At 67.2% G+C, this 19,304-nt stretch carries 15 protein-coding genes; 5 read left to right on the forward strand and 10 right to left on the reverse strand.

The genetic code is table 11. From position 1 onward, the window contains the following. Positions 1–5 precede the first annotated feature (5 nt). Complete coding sequence (locus LGM71_RS13220) at positions 6–800, reverse strand: SDR family NAD(P)-dependent oxidoreductase (RefSeq protein WP_226115062.1); 795 nt, start codon at positions 798–800, stop codon at positions 6–8. Between the two features lie 160 nt (positions 801–960). On the opposite strand from LGM71_RS13220, the gene LGM71_RS13225 reads away from it, so the two are divergent. Continuing rightward, on the forward strand, positions 961–1,809 hold the full coding sequence (locus tag LGM71_RS13225) for an AraC family transcriptional regulator (RefSeq protein WP_124900743.1): 849 nt from the start codon (positions 961–963) through the stop codon (positions 1,807–1,809). A gap of 443 nt (positions 1,810–2,252) precedes the next feature. On the opposite strand, the gene LGM71_RS13230 is transcribed toward LGM71_RS13225, so the two are convergent. From LGM71_RS13230 to nthA, 4 genes are all read right to left on the reverse strand, one after another. After that, entirely contained in the window at positions 2,253–2,849 is a 597-nt protein-coding gene (locus LGM71_RS13230; protein ID WP_226115063.1) for a LysE family translocator, read from the reverse strand. A 184-nt stretch (positions 2,850–3,033) separates the two neighbouring features. Continuing rightward, complete coding sequence (locus LGM71_RS13235; protein WP_226115064.1) at positions 3,034–4,278, reverse strand: GTP-binding protein; 1,245 nt, start codon at positions 4,276–4,278, stop codon at positions 3,034–3,036. Next, the gene (gene nthB / locus LGM71_RS13240; protein ID WP_124623814.1) at positions 4,275–4,928 is read right to left on the reverse strand and encodes a nitrile hydratase subunit beta; all 654 of its coding nucleotides are present in this window, start codon (positions 4,926–4,928) and stop codon (positions 4,275–4,277) included. Before nthB ends, LGM71_RS13235 begins: the two co-directional genes overlap by 4 nt. Positions 4,929–4,972: 44 nt before the next feature. Further along, positions 4,973–5,572 carry a nitrile hydratase subunit alpha gene (gene nthA / locus LGM71_RS13245; RefSeq protein ID WP_226115065.1) on the reverse strand — a complete coding sequence of 200 codons (600 nt, stop codon included), beginning with the start codon at positions 5,570–5,572 and terminating at the stop codon, positions 4,973–4,975. Here nthA and LGM71_RS33295 point away from each other — a divergent pair. From LGM71_RS33295 to LGM71_RS13265, 4 genes are all read left to right on the forward strand, one after another. Next, on the forward strand, positions 5,553–6,983 hold the full coding sequence (locus LGM71_RS33295; RefSeq protein ID WP_226115066.1) for a transporter: 1,431 nt from the start codon (positions 5,553–5,555) through the stop codon (positions 6,981–6,983). The two genes, nthA and LGM71_RS33295, sit on opposite strands and share 20 nt — an antisense overlap. A 95-nt stretch (positions 6,984–7,078) precedes the next feature. Beyond that, positions 7,079–8,131, forward strand: a complete 1,053-nt coding sequence (locus LGM71_RS13255) for a phenylacetaldoxime dehydratase family protein (RefSeq protein ID WP_124623823.1) — start codon at positions 7,079–7,081, stop codon at positions 8,129–8,131. 55 nt (positions 8,132–8,186) lie between these two features. After that, complete coding sequence (locus LGM71_RS13260) at positions 8,187–9,713, forward strand: amidase (RefSeq protein WP_226115067.1); 1,527 nt, start codon at positions 8,187–8,189, stop codon at positions 9,711–9,713. 138 nt (positions 9,714–9,851) lie between these two features. After that, positions 9,852–10,892 carry a helix-turn-helix domain-containing protein gene (locus LGM71_RS13265; protein ID WP_226115068.1) on the forward strand — a complete coding sequence of 347 codons (1,041 nt, stop codon included), beginning with the start codon at positions 9,852–9,854 and terminating at the stop codon, positions 10,890–10,892. Between the two features lie 75 nt (positions 10,893–10,967). On the opposite strand, the gene LGM71_RS13270 is transcribed toward LGM71_RS13265, so the two are convergent. The 5 genes from LGM71_RS13270 to LGM71_RS13290 are packed head-to-tail and all read right to left on the reverse strand — an operon-like array spanning position 10,968 to position 19,155. Further along, entirely contained in the window at positions 10,968–12,416 is a 1,449-nt protein-coding gene (locus LGM71_RS13270; protein WP_226115069.1) for a heavy metal sensor histidine kinase, read from the reverse strand. Beyond that, positions 12,413–13,108, reverse strand: coding sequence for a heavy metal response regulator transcription factor (locus tag LGM71_RS13275; protein WP_059599382.1), 696 nt, complete (start codon positions 13,106–13,108; stop codon positions 12,413–12,415). The genes LGM71_RS13270 and LGM71_RS13275 overlap by 4 nt, the downstream gene beginning before the upstream one ends. A 21-nt stretch (positions 13,109–13,129) precedes the next feature. Next, on the reverse strand, positions 13,130–14,635 hold the full coding sequence (locus LGM71_RS13280) for an efflux transporter outer membrane subunit (protein ID WP_226115154.1): 1,506 nt from the start codon (positions 14,633–14,635) through the stop codon (positions 13,130–13,132). A gap of 5 nt (positions 14,636–14,640) precedes the next feature. Further along, entirely contained in the window at positions 14,641–15,873 is a 1,233-nt protein-coding gene (locus tag LGM71_RS13285) for an efflux RND transporter periplasmic adaptor subunit (protein WP_226115070.1), read from the reverse strand. Between the two features lie 33 nt (positions 15,874–15,906). Beyond that, positions 15,907–19,155, reverse strand: coding sequence for an efflux RND transporter permease subunit (locus LGM71_RS13290; protein WP_226115071.1), 3,249 nt, complete (start codon positions 19,153–19,155; stop codon positions 15,907–15,909). Positions 19,156–19,304: the final 149 nt, after the last annotated feature.

Genomic DNA, 19,304 nt, shown 5'->3' on the forward strand with positions numbered 1-19,304 from the left:
AGTCGTCACGCTATCGTGTCGACCACGCCGCCGTCGACGCGCAACGCCGCGCCCGTCGTGGCCGAGGCCTGCGGCGAGCAGACATACACGACCATATTCGCGACTTCCTCCGTCGTAGCCGGGCGCTGGATGATCGAGCTTGCGCGCTCGCTGCGCACGAAATCCACCGCGACGTCGTCGATGCTGCGGCCCGTTGCGTCGGCCGTTTCCTTCAGCAGCGCGCGCACGCCTTCCGACATCGTTGGCCCTGGCAGCACGGAATTGACGGTCACGTTGGTTCCGGCCGCGAGTTTCGCGAGGCCGCGCGCGATCGCGAGCTGCGCGGTTTTCGTGAACCCGTAGTGAATCATGTCGACCGGGATGTTCAGGCCGGATTCCGACGAAATGAACACGACGCGGCCCGTGTTGCGCGCGAGCATCCCCTTCAGATAGTGCCGCGCGAGACGCACGCCGGACATCACGTTCATCTGGAAGTAATGTGCCCATTCGTCGTCGTCGATGTCGAAGAACGCCTTCAGCCCGTAGATGCCCGCGTTGTTGACGAGGATGTCGGCCTCCGGCGTGTGCTGCGTGACGCGCGCGACGCCGGATGCGTCGGCCAGGTCGGCGGCGACGCCGTCGATGTCCGCGCCGGGTACCGCGCTGCGCAGCAGTGCGAGCGCGGCATCGACCGACTTTTCGCTGCGTCCGTTGACGACGACACGTGCGCCGGCCTGCGCGAGCCCTTTGGTGATCGCCAGCCCGATGCCGGCGGTGGAAGCGGTGACGACCGCAGTCTTGCCTGTCAGATCGATGTGCATGAATGTACCGGTTGGAAGAGGGAACGGGAACCGCCGCAGGGGCCGCGGCGGCCGAATTCATAGCTTAGGCGATCCGGCCGCGAAGTGTCGTGTCGCGGTTGCATCGCGCAGCGCAGTCTTGTACGGTGTGCGTTCGCCGTCCGATCCGGGAGCCCGTCGCGTGAGCCGTTCCGCCAACCCCCTCGCTGTGCCGTCGCCGTTCTGGCGCGACGCCGCGCTGCCGTTCATCGAGGCGCGCACCGTCGACGACGGCCGGACGTTCTGCTACGCGAAGCACACGCACGACACGTTTTCGCTCGGCGCGATCGTCGGCGGCACGAGCACCTACCTGAACGGTGCGACGAAGGAACGCGTCGGGCGCGGCGTGCTCGTGATCATCGATCCGGAGCAGGTGCATGCGTGCAATCCGTATGGCCCCGACGCATGGGCGTACCGGATGGTCTATGTCGACGTGCCGTGGCTCGCACGGCTGCAGCATGCGCTCGGGCGTGACCCGAACAGCGATTTTCACGGTTTTTCGCCAAAGTTGACGGCACGGCGCGACCTGTTCGCGCAGTTCGGCGGCTTTTACCGCACGCTCGTGGCACCCGGCATCGATCCGCTTGGCAAGGAAAGCGCGGCGGTCGAATTCTTCACGCGGCTGCACGGCGCGCTCGATCGCGAGTTGCCCGTCGATACGCGGCGCGGGGCCGACAACGCGAAGCTCGCGCGTGCGGCCGACTACATCGCTGCGCATTGCCGTCAGACCGTCACGCTCGATGCGATCTGCGCGGCCGCCGACCTGTCGCCGTCCTACCTGATCCGCGCGTTCAACGCCCGCTACGGGATGACGCCGCATGCGTTCCTGGTCGACCGTCGCGTGCAGTACGGCCGCGCGGAACTGCGCCGCGGCCGGCCGATCGCCGAGGTCGCCCTCGATGCGGGCTTTGCGGACCAGGCGCATTTCCAGCGCGCATTCCGGCGCATCGCGGCCGCCACGCCGGGGCAGTATCGAAGCGCCGCGAGTTGACCGGCGAACCGTGGGGCGGTGCCGGCGTCGCAGACCGCAGACCGCAGACCGCAGACCGCAGACCGCAGACCGCAGACCGCAGACCGCAGACCGCAGACCGCAGACCGCAGACCGCAGACCGCAGACCGCAGACCGCAGACCGCACACCGCACACCGCACACCGCACACCGCACACCGCACACCGCACACCGCATACCGCATACCGCATACCGCACACCGCATACCGCATACCGCACACCGCATACCGCATACCGCACACCGCATACCGCATACCGCATACCGCACACCGCACACCGCAGACCGCAGACCGCAGACCGCAGACCGCACACCGCACACCGCACACCGCACACCGCACACCGCACACCGCACACCGCACACCGGCGACGGCCTGTGTCATCGGTCGCCGGCGGCACGCGCGCCGCGACCACACATCGAAAACGGCACTAAACATCGAGCAGATAAAGCGCGCTGCCCGCGAGCAGCAGCGCCATCGCGCGGTTGAACAGCCGCATCCGCCGCGCATTTGCGAGCCAGTGCCGCAGCGACGCACCCGCATACCCCCAGCAGGCGATCGACGCGAAGCAGATCACCAGATACAGCGCCGCGAATTGCCACACCTGCGCGCGATCGCCATCGGCCGCATACGCGCCCATCGCGGCCACGCACGCAAGCCACGCCTTCGGATTCAGCCATTGCATCGCCGCGCCGGCCGCCGCCGACGGGCCGGCGACGTGTGGCGCGTCCGGATCGGCCGACAGCCGGCCGTCGTCGAGCGCCAGCCGCAGCGCGAGGTAAAGCAGGAACGCGATCCCGGACCATTGGGTGGCCGTGGTCAGCATCGGCCAGCGCGCGAGCGCCGCGTGCAGCCCGAGGCCGATCAGCAAGAACAGCGCGACGAAGCCGAGCGTCGCGCCGGCCGCATAGCGCAGGCTCGCGCCGAGACCGTGGCGCGCGCCCGCGCCGAGCGCGACGAGGTTGACGGGACCGGGCGTGATCGACGACGCCAGCGCGAACGCGGCCATCGAAACCAGCATGCTCATCATGTGTCTCCATGCGAATGTGAAAGTCGCATCGAGACTAAAGAAGCCGCGCATGTCCGTATTGAAGAAAACTGCCCTCGGCGGCGCTGCCGGGATTCACGTAACGCCGAACCGGGCACAGCGCTCACCGGCGCTCGAAAGTCGTTGGATGCAGGCGTTGCAGCCGAAGGCATCGAGTCTTACATCACGGATGAGCGGCTGTCGCGAGCGCGTCGAACGCGTCAGCTTCCGGAAGCTGCAGCCACGACTCCGGGCCTGCGTCGATTTCCTCGACCGTCAGCAGGCACGCATCGAGTTCGCGACGCAACGTGGCGTGATCGATCGACTGCCCGATGAACACGATTTCCTGCCGACAATCCCCGGCCGGCTCCTCCCATTTTTTCAGCACGCCATCGCGACGATAGTCGTCGTGCGGCCAGTCCGACTGCGGGATAAATTGCCACCATCGCCCAACGTAACCCCACTGGAATGCTCCGCCCGTCTGCACGAGCATGGCGATCTCGGCATAGCGGTGCGCAGCCCAGACATAGCCCTTGCAGCGAAGCAGTCGGCCGTTGTCCCACGGACGACGCAGCCATGCGAGCAGGCGCGCCGGATGAAACGGCGTACGTTCGCGATAGGTCCACGACGCGATCCCGTACGCATCCGACTCCGAGGGGCGTTCGTCGATCTGCATGCGCTGCATCCATCCCGGCGATTCGACGAGCGCCGGCAGATCGAAGCGCCGGGTATCCAGCACGTCTGACGGATCGACCTTGCCGTGCTGCATCGGCAGGATTCGCGCTGATGGATTCAGCGATGCAAGAATTGCGCGCAGCCGGTCGAAACCCGCGTGGCCGATCCGGTCGAGACGGCTCACGAGGATCACGTTCGCGTATTCGACTTGCTCGAGCAGCAGGTCCGACAGCTTGCGTGGCGGACCGGAATTGCCGTCGTGCGCGAGCGGTTCAGCCGACGCGATCATGTCCTCGAACGTCTCGCCGTCGACCACCGTGACGAGCGTGTCCAGCCGCGCCAGTTCGCTCAGGCTGAAACCGTCTCGATCGAGAAACGCAAACGTCTCCGCGACCGGCATCGGCTCCGAGATGCCGGTCGATTCGATCAGCAGATAATCGAAGCGGTGCTGCCGCGCCAGCGTGCTGATCTGCTCGAGCAGATCGGCGCGCAGCGTGCAGCAGATGCAGCCGTTGCTCATCTCGACCAGTTCGTCCTCGCCTCGATGCAGCTCGACGTTGCGCCGCACATCGTCGGCGTCGACGTTCACTTCGCTCATGTCGTTGACGATCACGGCGACCTTCAGTCCTGCGCGATTGCGCAGGATGTGGTTCAGCAACGTCGTCTTCCCGGCGCCGAGGAAGCCGGACAACACGGTGACCGGAATCCTCGGCGCCGGGGCGGCCGGCGTTCCCTGATTCCCCGGCGTCGTCATGCGCTCTGCCCGGACGCGCGATCCAGGTAGCCTTCGAACAGATCGACCACGACGTAGCCGTCGTCAGCGGCGTCGCCCCACAGATCCTTCACGCGGAACTCGACATGGTAGGTCGGCTGATGCGCGGCGCCGGTGTCGCCGTGGCCGATCGCGTCCGGGAATGGCCACGATTCGGTCGTCCGGTGCAGCACGACACCTTCTTTGCCGCGAACGTAGCCCGGCGCGCGGATGTGTCCGCTGACGTATTCGTCGCGAACGACGACGCGATCGCCGACCTCGAACCGCGTTGATTCGGGCGGTGCCGCCCGGCCCCCGGATTTCGGCGGGTTCGCGAGCCGGAAATGCGAACCGAGCGCGCGGTCGAGTTCATCCTGCGTGAGCACGCCGGTTTCGACGAGCAATGTCGCCGTCGCGATCACGTAGCGCTCGTAGTAGCGCGTGCCGACGTGCTGGCGCACGTCGATGCGTTCAACCGCGTGACGTACCTCGTCGACGCTGAATTTTTTCAGTTGGTCCACGCCGACGAACATCAGACTGTACGCGAGATGTTCCCAGTCTTCCTTGAAGACCGGCTTGTAGCCGAGACTGTTGATCGTATGCGGCACCGGGCCGAAACCCTGGAATCCGCCGAGGTCGTGAAAGCCGTCCATATGTGATCTCCGAGATGAAGGTCGAGAGCGAAACGTGGTGGGCGTCAGCGCGCGCGCGGCAGCGCAACGCCGATCAGCACGTCCTTCGTGACGAGCGTGCGCAGTTGTTCTTCGGTCATGTGCTCGCTGCCGGCCGGCCGCACGGGCAGCACGAGATAGCGGCTTTCGGCGGTCGTATCCCAGACCTTCACGACGACGTCGTCGGGCAGGTCGGTGCCGAGCTCCCGCAGCACCGTGCGCCCCTCGCGGACGAGCCGCGCACGATATTCGAAGCCCTTGTACCACTCGGGCGGCAGCCCGAGCACAGGCCAGTTCGTGCATGAGCACAGGCTGCAGACGATCACGTTCTTCAGCGTGGGCGTGTCTTCGAGCGCGACGATGTATTCGCCCTGCGGGCCGGTGTAGCCGAACTGCGCGCACGCGGTCGTGCCGTCCTTGAGCAGAAGTTCGCGAAACGCCGGGTCGACCCACGCACGCGCGACGATGCGCGCGCCGTTGGCCGGATCCCAGGTCGTGGACATCAGCTCGGTCAGGCCTTCGATATAGCCGTCGGGGATCAGGTTCTTCTCTTTCATCACGCGAAACAGCGCCCAGGCACGTTCGCCGGGCGTCGAGACCGTTTCCGTGGAAGGGGTCGTACTCATCGTGGGGCTCCTTGTGGTGGTTCGGATTGACCGCCGCCACGGCGTCGGGACTGCCCTGGCGGGGTGCGGCCGCGTGGTGTCGGCCACGCTCGACGAGCAGGGTAAGAAGAGAAAAAGCGCGGTTCTTTGCCGGCACGGATCGGAAACTATGCTGAGACGGCCCCGTTGCGCGGCACGGGGCCGACACGCAACGGATGCACGGCGATTGGCGGCAATCGACGGGGCGCCCGGCACGAAAACCGTGGCGGCCGGCGCACGTTTTTCGACCGCTTCATGGCATCGGAAGCGCAGATCCGTCACAGCCAATTTCTTGTTCCGCCGGAAAACAGAACTGCGGATTTTGCCTTTCTATTCTCATCCTCAAGCGATGGCCGTTCGATGTCGCGAATCGCCGGCATCCCCGATGTACCGGCGGAACAACAGTCAGCCAGCACCCCGCGATTCCACCGTCCGGCGACGGTTCCCGTTCGTCATGCGGCGGGCGTGGCGGTGTCTGCGCAACCAGGTGAGGAGCATGATGGACAACGTCAACAGAATGAAACTGAAGCGAATCGCGCGCTGGATCGGCTTGTCGCTGATCGCCGTCGCGTCGCATTACGCGGGCGCGGTCGAGGTCGATCCCGGCGACTATGAGCAGTATCCGATCGGCGCGACGATCGGCGTGCTGTACTACAACTATTCAGCGACGAACGCGTACTACGCGAACGGCCACCGGACGTCGGATTTCGATCTGCAGTCCAATGTCGGCATCGCCCGCCTGCTGCATGTGTTCCAGCTCACCGACAGGCTCACGATCGATCCGCAGGTGTTGCTGCCATTCGGTCACGTCAGCAGCTTCGGCAACGCAAGTTCGCTTGGCAGTACGAATGGTGTCGGAGACGTGATCCTGACGGCTCCATTGAAATTTCGCCTCAACGACGCGAAGGACGTCGCCGCCGCGACCATCTACGTATACGCGCCGACAGGGAGTTACGACCAGAACCGCGGTCTCAATCTCGGTGCCAATCGCTGGTCGCTCGATTTCCAGGCGGCTTACATCAAGCACTTTTCGCCACAGTGGGCACTCGATCTCGTCGGCGACGCGATCTGGTACGGCAACAACAGGTCGTACGGCGCGAGCGGCACGACGCTGCATCAGCGGATGAGCTACAGCGCACAGGCGATGGTGCGTTACATGCCCGATCCGGGCACGTCGCTCGCGATCGGCATCACCCAGCTCTGGGGCGGTGAAACGAGCGTCGACGGCGCGGACAACAACGACGCGCTTCGCACGACGCGCATGCGGATCAGCGCGGCGAAATTCGTGACGAAGGCCGATCAGGTGCAAATCCAGCTCGGCACCGACCTGAGCGTGCGCAACGGGCCGAGGAACAGCGTGCTCGCGGGCCTGCGTTACGCGCACATCTTCTGACCACCCGCATGCGCCGGGATACGTCCGGTGCATGTGGCTCCGTGTTCCCAACGTCGATACCTCGACATCCGATTCCCTTTCCAGAGAGGTCATGCATGGAATCCGCCATCGACAAACACCTGGTCTGCCCGCGGACGCTGTCGCGCCGCGTCGCGGATGACTACCAGCCGCCGTTCCCGATGTACGTCGCCCGGGCCGCCGAAGACCTGAGCCAGGTCGTGATGGGCTATTTCGGCGTGCAATACAGCGGCGCCGACAAGCGCGCGGCGGCACTGGCCGCGTTGCGCCGGATCGTCGCCGATTTCGGTGCGCAGGACGGGCCGAAAAACTACGATCTGACGCAACACACCGACGACCAGGGTTACGAGAACCTGATTGCCGTCGGCTATTGGCGCGATCCGGCCGCGTATGCGCGCTGGATTACGTCGCCGGCGCTCGTCGAATGGTGGACCTCCGACGCACGCCTCGCGGACGGCATCGGCTACTTCCGGGAAATCGTCGCACCGCGCGCCGAGCAGTTCGAGACGCTTTACGCATTTACGAGCGATTTCCCCGGCGTCGGCGCGATCATGGACGGCGTCAGCGGCGAGATCGAGGAGCACGGCTACTGGGGATCGATGCGCGACCGGTTCCCGATTTCGCAGACGGACTGGATGAGCGCGGACGGCGAGTTGCGCGTCGTCGAGGGCGATCCGGCCCGCGGCGGCCGCGTGGTCGTGCTGGCGCACGACAACATCGCGCTGATTCGCTCCGGTCAGGACTGGCGCGCGGCGGAGCGCGACGAGCGCCGACTGTATCTCGAGGAGATCGAGCCGACGCTGCGCAGCGGGATGGACTTCCTGCGCGACAACGGCACGGACGTCGGCTGCTACAGCAATCGCTACGTGCGCTCGATCGATCTCGACGGCAACGTGCTCGACGAGAGCTACAACATCGGCCACTGGCGCTCGCTCGACCGCCTCGAACGGTGGGCCGAATCCCATCCGACGCACCTGCGGATCTTCGTCACCTTCTTCCGCGTCGTCACCGGGCTGTCGAAACTGCGGCTGTATCACGAGGTTTCCGTCTTCGACGCAAAGCATCAGGTCTACGAATACGTGAACTGCCATCCGCGCACCGGGATGATGCGCGACGCCGTCGCCCGCTGAATCCCGCCGGCACCGCCGGGGCCGGCGGTGCCGCTTACCGAACTGGAGAACGTCGATGGCCATCAAACGCCCGACCCGCGAACAACTGTCCGATATTGCAGCCGACTTCGGCTTTCATCTCGATTCCCGCCAACTCGCCGAATACGACGACGTACTGCAGGCGAATTTCGACGCCTACGATGCGATCGACGCGCTGCCCGACTATCTGCCCGTCGTCGCGTATCCGCGCACGCCGGGCTACCGCCCGGAAGGCGACGAGAACCGTTACGGCGCATGGGCGCGCAAGAGCACGATCCACGGTGCCGCCGACGGCAAGCTGCGCGGCAGGACGGTGGTCGTGAAAGACAACATCTGCGTCGCCGGCGTGCCGATGCGCAATGGCTCGAGCACGTTCGAGGGCTACGTGCCCGACGTCGATGCGACCGTCGTCACGCGGGTGCTCGACGCTGGCGGAACGATCGCCGGCAAGTCGACCTGCGAGTACTACTGCTTTTCCGGCGGCTCGCACACGAGCGCGTCGGGGCCGGTGCACAATCCGCGCAAGGCCGGGCACTCGTCCGGCGGCTCGTCGTCCGGCAGCGGTGCGCTGGTCGCGAGCGGCGAGGTCGACATGGCGCTCGGCGGCGATCAGGGCGGCTCGGTGCGGATCCCGTCCGCCTACTGCGGCATCTACGGGATGAAGCCGACACACGGGCTCGTGCCGTACACCGGCGCGATGCCGATCGAGGCGACGGTCGATCATCTCGGGCCGATGACGGGCAGCGTGCTCGACAATGCGTTGCTGCTCGATGTCATCGCGGGCGACGACGGACTCGATCCGCGCCAGCGGGCGCTGCCGCCGCGCGCCGATTATCTCGGCGCGATCCGCGACGGCATCGCCGGCCTGCGGATCGGCATTCTGCGCGAAGCGTTCGGGCTCGCGAATTCGGAGAAAGTCGTCGACGAGGCCGTGCTGGTTGCCGCGCACCGGTTGCGCAAGCTGGGTGCGAGCGTCGCCGAAGTGTCGGTACCGCTGCATGCGGCCGGCACCGCGATCTGGTTGCCGATCGCGGCCGAGGGCGCGACGCAGCAGATGATGAAGGGCAACAGCCACGGTTTCAACTGGGGTGGCCTGTACGTAACCGGCATGATCGATCACCATGCGGGCTGGCGCGAGCGCGCTGATGAGCTGCCGGATACCGTGAAGGTGACGATGTTGCTCGGCGAGTATTTCACGAGCCGGTATCGCGGCCGCTACTACGCGAAGTGCCAGAACATCGCGCGGCGTTTGCGGGCGGATTACGACGCGGCGCTGCAGTCTTGTGACGTGTTGTTGATGCCGACCGTGCCGATGCGTGCGTCGAAACTGCCGGAGCCGGGTTGTGCGATGTCCGAGTCGCTGACGCGGGCGTTCGAGATGATTGCGAATACCGCGCCGTTCGACGTGTCCGGGCATCCGGCCATGTCGCTCCCGTGCGGCGTCGCCGATGATCTGCCGATCGGGCTGCAACTGGTCGGGCGCCGCTTCGACGAGGCGACGATCTATCGCTGTGCGTATGCGTATGAACAATCTTCCGACTGGCGTCAGGCGACATTCGCATAACGTGCCCGGAGCCTCGCCGCCGCGTTGCGTGTCGGTCCGGCCGGCAACGCGGCGGGCGCGGTGGAATCGATTGGACAATGTGCTTTTGAACGGGCACGCTACCGGCTGCGTATTTGCCAACCCATGTGGGGCACGACCATGACGATGCGTCCTTTCCCGCGCGCCGCAAGCGGCGACGCGCCCGGCTTGGACTCCGACAGCCCGCCGGGCGAACGAACGAATTCGGCAATCGAGGTGGCGACCAACGGCTCGATCAGCCAGCGTATCGAATTCTGGCGCGAGACGATTCTGCGCTTGTTCGCGGACGTGCAGATCGCGGCCGTGCAGAAAGCCGATTTCTTCGGCCAGGTTCGGCAGCGTAGATGCGAAAAGATGCGCATCTCTGAGATCTACGCAAGCGAGCAGGCCGTGATCCGGCGTTATCGCCAGGCGCGGAGCGAGTACGAGGACAAGTATTTCGGAGTATTGATGCTCGAGGGCAGCCAATCGGTCGAGCAGGACGGCAAGATCGTCACGCTGCACCCCGGGGATTTCGCGATCTACGACGCGACACGGCCTCACCACCTGACGTTCGGCCAGTCGTGGCGCGAGATCGTCGTCAGCATTCCCCGCACGACCCTGAACCAGCTCGTCGTCGGAATGGAGCACCGTACGGCGTGCCCGACGCAAACCGGGGAGGGTGTCGGCAGCGTCATGCGCGCGTTTCTCGAGCAGATGTCGTCGCAGATCCGTAACGTGTCCGAGGACGAGATGCGGCAGTTGTCGGATACCGCGATCTCGCTGATCGCGATGACGGTCGGGGGCTTGCAGCGCAACGACCTCGCGCAATCAAGGATGAAGGCGTTGACGCTGACGCGGGTGAAGCGGCATCTGCTCGAGCACCTGCGCGACCCGGAGCTGAACCCGATGATGATCGAGCAGTCGATCGGCATGTCGTCGCGCTACATCAACAAGCTGTTCGAGGCGGAGAACACGTCGCTGATGCGTTACGTATGGAACCTGCGGCTCGAGCGGTGCGCGCAGGATCTCGTGAATCCGCAATGCGCGATGCTGCGCGTGTCCGACATCGCGTTGCGCTGGGGATTCAACGACATGTCGCATTTCAGCCGCGTGTTCCGCGAGCGGTTTGCGATGTCGCCGCGGGCGTGGCGCGAGCAGGGCAGCAAGTCACGCGTGTGACGCGTCCCGGGCCGCGTTCGCGGCAGGCAGGCGCCGCTCAGGCGCGGTTGGGGCATCCGACAGGCGCGGGCGCCGTCAGTGCACCGCGCGCGGCGCGTGCGCCGGCCGCAGCGCGTGCGGGTCGCCCGCGTCGGCCGCGCGCAGCGGGCCGACGCTGCACAGCTGCGTCGACACCGAGAAGCCGAACGTATTGACGCCGCCGGAGCACGCGACGAACACGCTGCCGCCGTGCATCTCCGCGACGGCCTTGACGATCGACAGCCCGAGCCCGTGGTTCTCCTTGCTGTTCGCGCGCGCTTCCTCGAGCCGGTAGAAGCGCTCGAACACGTGCGAGCGCTGCACGGGGTCGATCGGTTCGCCGGGGTTGGCAACCGATACGTCGACGAGCGTGTCGCGCGGCGTGATCGTCACGTTCAGCGTCGCGCCGGGCGCCGAATGCTGGATCGCGTTGATCAGCAGGTTGGTCATCGCGCGGCGGAACAGCGACGGGTCGACGGCTGCGTGCGCATCGCCGTGCAGTTCGGCGCGCAACTGCGCTTCGTCCAGCGGAATCTCGAGGAAGTCGAGCATGCGCCGCACTTCGTCGGCGAGCGACACGTGCTTCAGGTCGGTCGCGCGCTCGCCGCGATCGCTGCGCGACAGGAACAGCATGTCGTTGATGATGACGCGCAGCCGTTCGAATTCTTCGAGGTTCGACTGCAGCGTCTGGCGCATCCGGTCGACCGAGCGGTCACGGCTCGTCAGCGCGACCTGGGTCTGGCCGATCAGGATGCTGATCGGCGTGCGCAACTCGTGCGCGACGTCCGCGTTGAACGCCTCGAGCCGCGCGTAGGTCTGCTGGATGCGCTCGAGGGCGCCATTGAACGATGCGGCCAGATCGCGCAGCTCGGTCGGCAGCGCGTCGGTGTGCAACCGCTGGCGGCGGTTGGTGGCGTTGATCGCCGCCGCGTCCTGCGACAGCCGTTCGAGCGGCGCGAGCCCGAAGCGCGCGACCGCGCGGCCCAGCAGCAGCGTCACGACGGTAGCGATCGCGATCAGCGCCGCGAGCGTCCACACGAAACGGCGCAGCATCCGCTGCGTACGCTCGCACGACGACGCGACGATCAGCTTCAGATCGGGGCGCTCCCCGCTGCCCGCGATCGGGACGGTCTTCGTCATCACGTCGTAGCTGCTGTGGTTGAGCGCGTACTGCTGGAACGCACCGAACGGCTTGCCGACGGGCATGCCGTCGACCGGATGACCGAAGCGGAAGTTGGCGTCGGGGCTGTCGATCTGGTAACGCGTCGACCCGTCGGGCGGTTCGAGGTCGGCGAGCTTTTCCTGCATCAGGCGGCCGCGCGCGGCCGTGGTCGCGTGCGACACGATCATCTGCGCGACCTTCGCGCGCGTGTCGATCGTCGCGCGCAGTTCGGCAAACAGCTGGCGCTCCATCATCACGAACAGCCCGCAGCCGACCAGCGTGAACACGAGCAGCGACACGATGCCGAACATCGCCGACAGACGCAGGGTGATCGAGCGTTTCATGCGTGCCTCTCGTTGTCGGCGTCCTCGCGCGCCTCGAGCACGTAGCCCATGCCGCGGATCGTGTGCAGCAGCTTCTCCGCGAACGGGCCGTCGAGCTTCGCGCGCAGGCGCTTGATCGCAGTCTCGACGACGTTCGCGTTGCTGTCGAAGTTCACGTCCCATACGAGTTCGGCGATCGTCGTCTTCGACAGCACCTCGCCGCTACGCCGCGCGAGCACGCCGAGCAGCTGGAATTCCTGCGCGGTCAGGTCGAGGCGCGTGCCGTCGCGGGACGCGCGCCGGCCGATCAGGTCGACGCGCAGGTCGCCGATCGAGATCAGCGTCGATTCCTGCACACGCGCGCGGCGCGTCAGCGCGCGCAGCCGCTCGATCAGCTCGAGGAACGAGAAGGGCTTGGTCAGGTAGTCGTCGGCGCCGCCGCGCAGCCCGCGCACGCGATCGTCGACGCGGTCGCGCGCGGTCAGCATGATCACGGGCGTCTGCTTCTGCGCGCGCAACGCGCGCAGCACGCCGAAGCCGTCGAGCTTCGGCAGCATCACGTCGAGCACGACCACGTCGTATTCGAATTCGACGGCCTTCCACGCGCCGTCCTCGCCGTCGAGCGCGGTGTCGACGACCCAGCCCTCCTCGGTGAGGCCGCTCTTCAGGTATTCGACGACTTTCGGTTCGTCTTCGACGATCAGGACTTTCATGGGTTTGTCCTTGTAACCGGGTTAGGGGCCGACGCTCGCGGCGCGCGGGAGGTTTGCCGTCGCGACGTCGGTCGGCGTGGCGCCGCCGGTCGCGCCGCCGTCCCAGCCGCCGCCGAGCGCCTTCGCGAGAAACACGACGAGCGCCGCGCGCTGGCCCTGGATCTGCACGGCCTGGCGCTCGCTCGTCAGCAACTGCTGCTGGGCGGTCAGCACGTCGATGAACGGCGTGAGGCCGCCCGCGTAGCGGTCCTGTGCGAGCGACACGAGCTTGCGCGCGTCGTCGACGGCCGCCGATGCCTGCTGCGCGGCTTCGGCCAGCACCGACAGGCCCGTCACCGCATTTTGCACCTCCTGGAACGCGGTGAGCACGGTCTGCCGGTAGCTGGCCTGCGCGGCCACGTAGCCGGCCTGCGCGAAATCGACGCCGGCCTTCAGCTTGCCACCTTCGAACAGCGGCTGGCTGACCGACGCGCCGACTGACCACAGCAGCGCCGGCACGGTGAACAGGCCCGCGAAGCGCGTCGCATCCCAGCCGATGTCCGGCGACAGCGTGATGCGCGGGAAATACGCGGCGCGCGCGACGCCGATCTGCGCGTTCGCGGCCGCCATCGCGCGTTCGGCCGACGCGACGTCGGGGCGCCGCTGCAGCAGGTCGCTGGGCATCCCGGTCGGCAGCGCGGGCGCGTTGATCGCCACCACGCGCGGCGGCAGCGAGAATTCGGGGGCCGGCGTGCCGACCAGCGTCGCGATCGCGGTTTCGACCTGCGCGCGCTGCTGGATCAGCAGCTGAGCCTGCGTGCGCGTCGCGTCGAGCTGCGCGCGTTGCTGCAGCAGATCGAGGCCGGACACCGCACCGAGGTCGTGGCGCGCGCTCACGTAGTCGAGCGCCTTCTGCTGCAGGTCGATCGAGCGCTTGACGACGTCGATCTCGGTATCGAGCTCGCGCAGCGCGAAGTAGCTCGACGCGAGATCGGCGGTCAGCACGAGGCGCGCGTTCGCGAAATCGTCGCGCGCCTGCACGGAGCTGGCCTGCGCGGATTCGACGCTGCGCCGCACGCGGCCGAACAGGTCGAGTTCATAGCTGGCGCTCGCACCGACCTGGATGTCGTTCTGGACGGTCGACGTGCTCCGCGTCGCGTAGTTGGTCTGCGGCCGGTCGGCGGAGATCTTGAAGCGCTGGCCGCTCGCGTTCAGGCCGACGGCCGGATACTGCGCGGACGCGACCGACGCGAGCGTCGCCTTTGCCTGATCGTAGCGTGCGGCGACGGCCTTCAGGTTCTGGTTGTTGCGTAACGCGTCGGCTTCGAGCGCGTCCAGCTGCGCGTCGCCGAAGGCGGTCCACCAGGCCGGATCGAGCGGCGCACGGGCCGGCGCGGCCGGGTGCCAGTACGCGTCTGCCGGGTCGAGCCGCCAGGCGGCCGGCGTCTCGACGGCGGGGCGCCGGTAGTCGGGGCCGACCGTGCAGCCGGCAAGGGCCGCGACCGCGACGGCGGCCAGGAGCGCGGCGGGGCGCCGGCGGGCGCGCATCGCGCTCACGACTTCGCTCCCGCGGCGGCGGACGCCGGCTTCACGACCGGCGGCGCCTGCACGATGACGGCGTCGCCGTTCGCGAGCGCATCGCTCGGGTTCGCGACGAGGCGGTCATTCGGCGTGAGCGGGCCGTCCACTTCGAGCGTCTGCCCGATCGTGCGCGCGACCGTCACCGCCTTCAGGCGCACCTGGCCGTTCGCGTCGACGGTCGCGACGGTCGGCCCTTCGGCGCGGAACAGCAGCGTGTTGGCCGGAATCTGCAGGCGGCCGACCGGCGTCATCGGCAGCGTCGCCTGCACGTATGCGCCGGGCAGCAGCCGTCCGTCCGGGTTCGGCAGCGTGATCTCGATCTGCAGCGAGCGCGTCGCGACGTCGATTGCCTGGGACGTGCGCGTGATCGTGCCGTCGAAGGTCTGGCCAGGCAGCTCGGCCTGCGCGACGCTCACGTGCTGGCCGACCTTGATTTGCTGCGCATACGCCTGCGGCACCTGCACATACAGGCGCAGCCGGTCGGCCTGCACGACCGTGAACAGCGAGCGGCCCGCGTTGCCGGAATTGACGAGGTCGCCGACGTCGACGTTGCGCTGCGTGACGATCCCGTCGATCGGCGCGACGATGCGCTGGAAGCCCTTCAGTTCGGTGAGCCGGCGCATGTTCGCATCGGCCGCCGCGAGGTTCGCGCTGCCCTGGTTGAACGCGCCTTGCCGGTCGTCGAGTTCCTGCTGCGACACCGCATCGCGCTGGCGCAGTTGCTGCGCGCGGTCGAACGACGTCTTCGCGAGCGCGAGGGCGGCCTGCGCCTGCTGACGCTGCGCGGTGGCCTGCGCGAGTTCCTGGTTGAGCTCGGGCGTGTCGAGCTCGGCGAGCAGTTGCCCCTGCTTCACGTGCGCGCCGATGTCGGCCTGCCAGCGCAGCACGTAGCCGCTCGCGCGCGCATAGATCGGCGCCTCGACGAAGCCGCGCAACGTGCCGGGCAGCGTGAGCTTGCCGCCGGTGGCCGCATCGACCGGATGCACGACGTTCACGTACTGGCGCGTGTTCTGCTCGGCCACTGCGTCGAGCCGGTTGCGGTTCAGCACGTTGACGACGATCGTGCGCGCGGCGCCCGCGGCCAGCAGCACGCCGACCACGATCAGCACGATCCGCCCGCGCCGCGACACCGACGTGCGCGTCGGCAGGTGCATGCCGTGTTCGTCCACCTGGATGCCGACGGAGCTGTGATGTTTCTCTTCCATGAATTGACCGGGTCTAGAGGCTAGGGGCGAAAGTCAGCGTCCGGCCTGGCGCGCGCGCCGGCGGGCCAGCCGCGAATGCACGCCGCCGAACACGAGCGGCACGAACAGCAGCGTCGAAACGGTGGCGAACAGCAGGCCGCCGATCACCGCGCGGCCGAGCGGCGCGTTCTGCTCGGCGCCTTCGCCGAGACCGAGCGCCATCGGCACCATCCCGATGATCATCGCGAGCGCCGTCATCAGCACCGGGCGGATCCGCGTCGCGCCGGCCTCGAGCGCGGCCGTGAGCGGCGGTGCGCCGGCGGCGAGGCGTTGGCGCGCGAACGACACGACCAGGATGCTGTTCGCGGTCGCGACGCCCACCGTCATGATCGCGCCCGTCAGCGCGGGCACGCTCAGGTGCGTGCCGGTGATGAACAGCATCCACGCGATGCCGGCGAGCGCGGCAGGCATCGCGCTGATGATGATCAGCGGATCGAGCCACGACTGGAAATTCACGACGATCAGCAGGTAGACGAGCACGATCGCCATCGCGACGCCCGCGCCGAGACCGATGTACGACGTGCGCATCGTCTCGACCTGGCCGCGCACCGTGAGGTCGGTGCCGCGCGGCAGCGTCGCGCGCGCGTCGGACACGATCCGGTCGATCGCGCCCGCGACCGAGCCGAGGTCGCGGCCCTCGACGCTCACGTACAGGTCGATCGCCGGGCGGATGTTGTAATGCGTGATCACGGCCGGGTTCGAGACGGGGTGGATCTGCACGAGGTTGCCGAGCAGCTGCAGCGGCATGCCCGTGCGCCCGCTCGCGGAAATCGGCGTGCCGAGCAGGTCGTCGATCGACGCGATGTTGTATTGCGGGGTCTGGATCTGCAGCGGGTACTGGACGCCGGTGCGCGGGTTGATCCAGAACGACGGGGTCGTCTGGGAACTGCCGGACAGCGAGATCAGCATGTTCTGCGCGACGTTTTGCGCGGAGAGGCTGAGCTGCTGCATGCGCGTACGGTCCATGTCGGCCACCAGGGTCGGTTCGTCGTTGCGCTGCAGTACGTGCACGTCGACGGTGCCGGGGATTTGCCTGATCTTTTTCATCAGGCTGCTCGCGATAGCCATGTTACTCGCGAGATCGTTGCCGAGCACCTGCACGTCGATCGCGGCCGGCTGACCGAAGTTGAGGATCTGCGTGATGATGTCCGACGGCTGGAAGAAGAACTCGACGCCGGGGAAGCGCTGCGGCAGCAGCGTGCGCAGCGTCTGTACGTAGTGCTGGGTCGAGCGATGGCCGGGCTTCAGCGCGATCATCAGTTCGCCGTCGAGCGTGCCGATCGTGCCGCTGTTGCTGTACGACAGGTTGATGCCGCTCACCGGCAGCCCGAGGTTGTCGACGATCGCGCCAAGTTCGTCGGGTGGCACGGCTTCGCGGATCACGCGCTCGACCTGGTCGGCGAGGCGCGCGGTTTCCTCGATCCGGTAGCCGGTCGGTGCGCGCATGTGCAGCCGGATGTTGCCGGAATCGGCGTTCGGGAAGAAGTCGCGGCCGAGCACGAACGCGAGGCCGGTCGACAGCACGCAGAAGCCGAGGAAGCACGTCGCGTAGAAGCGGCGGCGCACCAGCAGGATGCTGAGCAGCACGATGTACCACGCGCGCAGCCGCTCGAACGCGGCGTTGAACGCGTGATGGAGGCGCGCGAAACGCGACGTCGAGTGGTCGGGGCCGGTGGTGGCCTGCTGCGGGCGGAACAGCAGCATCGCGAGCGTCGGCACGAGCGTGCGCGACAGCACGTAGGACGCGAGCATCGCGAACACCACGGCTTCGGCGAGCGGCACGAACAGGAAGCGCGCGACGCCCGTCAGGAAGAACATCGGCACGAACACGATGCAGATGCACAGCGTCGATACGAACGCGGGCACTGCGATCTCGCCCGCGCCTTCGAGAATCGCATCGTGCAGGTTGGTGCTCGACGAGGACCCCAGCGCGCCCTCCGGTCGCGGCCCCCCGAGGGGGCTGCCGGGCTCGCCAGGGTCGGCCCGGCGCGTGCCGAGATGCAGGTGCCGCTCGATGTTCTCGATCGTGACGGTCGCGTCGTCGACCAGGATCCCCACCGCGAGCGCGAGCCCGCCGAGCGTCATGATGTTGATGGTCTCGCCGAGCGCGGAGAGCGCGATCAGCGACGTGAAGATCGACAGCGGAATCGAGATCGCGATGATCAGCGTGCTGCGCCAGTTGCCGAGGAACAGCAGGATCATCATCGCGGTCAGCACGGCCGCGATCAGCGCCTCGCGGATCACGCCCTGCACGGCGGCGTTGACGAACACCGACTGGTCGAACAGCGGCGTGATCGTGAGCCCTTCGGGCAGCGTCGGGATCACCTTCGGCAGCAACGCCTTCAGGTCCGACACGACCTTCAGCGTCGACGCGTCGCCGGTCTTCAGGATCGACATCAGCACGCCACGCTGGCCGTTCTGGCGCACGACGTTGGTCTGCGGCGCGAAGCCGTCGCGCACCGACGCGACTTCGCGCAGGTAGGTCGTCGCGCCGTTGACGGTTTGCACCGGCAGGCCGTTGATGTCGGCGACCGTGTCGGCCGACGCGTTCGTGTCGATCCGGTATTCGGTCTGGCCCATCTTCGCGGTGCCGGTCGGCAGCACGAGGTTCTGCGCGTTGACCGCGTTGACGATGTCGGCGGGCGTGAGGCCCTTCGCGAGCAGCGCCTGCGGGTCGAGGTCGATCGCGACCACGCGCGTGCGGCCGCCGTACGGAAACGGGATCTGCGCGCCCGGGATCGTGATCAGTTGCGGGCGCAGGAAGTTGAGCGCGATGTCGGCGAGCGACTGTTCGCTGAGCGTCTTGCTGGATAACCCGAGCTGGATCACCGGGATGCTCGACGCGGAATAGGTGATCACGAGCGGCGGCGTCGCGCCCTGCGGCATCTGCCGCACGATCGCCTGCGCGGACGAGACCGTCTGCGCGATCGCCGTCTGCACGTTCGCGCCGGGCTGCAGGAACACCTTCACGACCGCGATGCCGGGCAGCGAGGTCGACTCGATGTGCTGGATGTTGTTGACGGTCGTCGTCAGGATCCGTTCATGGACGGCCGTGATCCGGTTGGTCATCTCCTTCGCGGAGAAGCCGTTGTAATTCCAGATCACGCTGATGACGGGAATGTTGACCGCCGGCAGGACGTCGACAGGCGTGCGCATCAGCGCAAGCGGGGTGGCCAGCACGATCATGATGGCCATCACGATGAACGTGTAGGGGCGCCTGAGCGCGAGATTGACGATCCACATGGAGGCAGCGGGACAGGCGGTGATCAGGCGTCGGTGAAGGGAACCCGAATGATAGGCGTCGGGGCGGAACGGGTCACTGGCGCGAAACTGGCGGAATTGTCAGGTTGGGGCGGGGCGACGAAAGGCCGATTCATCGGATGAAAGGCGCG

Origin of the sequence: Burkholderia sp. AU33545, from assembly GCF_020419685.1 — a bacterium.
Taxonomy (GTDB): Bacteria; Pseudomonadota; Gammaproteobacteria; order Burkholderiales; family Burkholderiaceae; genus Burkholderia; species Burkholderia diffusa.

Bases quoted from the DNA above. Each gene is read 5' to 3' on its own strand.
- LGM71_RS13265 (WP_226115068.1), top strand. From the start codon at position 9,852: ATGACGATGCGTCCTTTCCCGCGCGCCGCAAGCGGCGACGCGCCCGGC.
- LGM71_RS13260 (WP_226115067.1), top strand. From the start codon at position 8,187: ATGGCCATCAAACGCCCGACCCGCGAACAACTGTCCGATATTGCAGCC.
- LGM71_RS13255 (WP_124623823.1), top strand. From the start codon at position 7,079: ATGGAATCCGCCATCGACAAACACCTGGTCTGCCCGCGGACGCTGTCG.
- LGM71_RS13290 (WP_226115071.1), bottom strand. From the start codon at position 19,155: ATGTGGATCGTCAATCTCGCGCTCAGGCGCCCCTACACGTTCATCGTG.
- LGM71_RS13280 (WP_226115154.1), bottom strand. From the start codon at position 14,635: ATGCGCGCCCGCCGGCGCCCCGCCGCGCTCCTGGCCGCCGTCGCGGTC.
- LGM71_RS13220 (WP_226115062.1), bottom strand. From the start codon at position 800: ATGCACATCGATCTGACAGGCAAGACTGCGGTCGTCACCGCTTCCACC.
- LGM71_RS13270 (WP_226115069.1), bottom strand. From the start codon at position 12,416: ATGAAACGCTCGATCACCCTGCGTCTGTCGGCGATGTTCGGCATCGTG.
- LGM71_RS13285 (WP_226115070.1), bottom strand. From the start codon at position 15,873: ATGGAAGAGAAACATCACAGCTCCGTCGGCATCCAGGTGGACGAACAC.
- nthB (WP_124623814.1), bottom strand. From the start codon at position 4,928: ATGGACGGCTTTCACGACCTCGGCGGATTCCAGGGTTTCGGCCCGGTG.
- LGM71_RS13275 (WP_059599382.1), bottom strand. From the start codon at position 13,108: ATGAAAGTCCTGATCGTCGAAGACGAACCGAAAGTCGTCGAATACCTG.
- LGM71_RS13235 (WP_226115064.1), bottom strand. From the start codon at position 4,278: ATGACGACGCCGGGGAATCAGGGAACGCCGGCCGCCCCGGCGCCGAGG.
- nthA (WP_226115065.1), bottom strand. From the start codon at position 5,572: ATGAGTACGACCCCTTCCACGGAAACGGTCTCGACGCCCGGCGAACGT.
- LGM71_RS13230 (WP_226115063.1), bottom strand. From the start codon at position 2,849: ATGAGCATGCTGGTTTCGATGGCCGCGTTCGCGCTGGCGTCGTCGATC.